General features: G+C 67.8%; 1 protein-coding gene. It reads right to left on the bottom strand.

Annotated features, from left to right (window positions below; all coding sequences use genetic code 11):
* Positions 1-941: tripartite tricarboxylate transporter permease (locus tag AC1DHL_RS29635; protein ID WP_478164315.1), on the bottom strand; the 941-nt coding region annotated here is incomplete at both ends.

Here is a 941-nt window from a genome sequence, read left to right as displayed (position 1 = left end):
ATGTTGTGGATGGTCATCGCGCCCACCATCAGCGCCATCACGGCGTTGGGCGGGATGCCCAGCGTCAGCAGCGGGATGAAGGAGGTCTGCGCGCCGGCGTTGTTGGCCGACTCGGGCGCGGCCACCCCGCGGATGTTGCCCTTGCCGAAGGGCACCTCGCCCGGGTGCAGCTTGGTCTTCTTCTCGATCGTGTAGGCCGCGAAGGCCGCGAGCAACGCACCACCGCCGGGCAGGATGCCGAGCGACGCGCCCAGCGCGGTACCGCGCAGCACGGCAGGCGTCATGCGCTTGAAGTCCTCTTTGGTCGGGAACAGGCCGGACACCTTGGCGGTGAACACTTCGCGCTCGTGCTCGGGGCGCGACAGGTTGGCGATGATTTCGCCGTAGCCGAACACGCCCATGGCGATAGTCACGAAGCCGATGCCGTCGGTCAGTTCCGGGATGTCGAAGCTGAAGCGCGCCACGCCGGAGTTCACGTCGGTGCCGACCAGACCCAGCAGCAGGCCCAGCACGATCATCGCGATCGCCTTGAGCAGCGAACCCGAAGCCAGCACCACGGCGCCGATCAGGCCCAGCACCATCAGCGAGAAATACTCGGCCGGCCCGAACTTGAAGGCCAGTTCGGTCAGCGGCGGCGCGAAGGCAGCCAGGATCAGCGTGCCGACGCAACCTGCAAAGAACGAGCCCAAACCGGCGGCTGCCAGCGCAGGACCCGCCCGCCCCTTGCGAGCCATCTGGTAACCGTCGATGACGGTCACCACCGAGGACGACTCACCCGGCAGATTGACCAGGATCGCGGTGGTGGAGCCGCCGTATTGCGCGCCGTAGTAGATGCCGGCCAGCATGATCAGCGCCGACACGGGCGGCAGCGCGTAGGTGGCGGGCAGCAGCATCGCGATGGTCGCCACCGGGCCGATGCCCGGGAGCACGCCGATCAGCGT

The sequence above is a fragment of the Variovorax sp. 10L426 genome (assembly GCF_056395305.1).
Note: the sequence above shows the minus strand (reverse complement) of the source record. Positions and strands in the feature narration are given on the sequence as shown.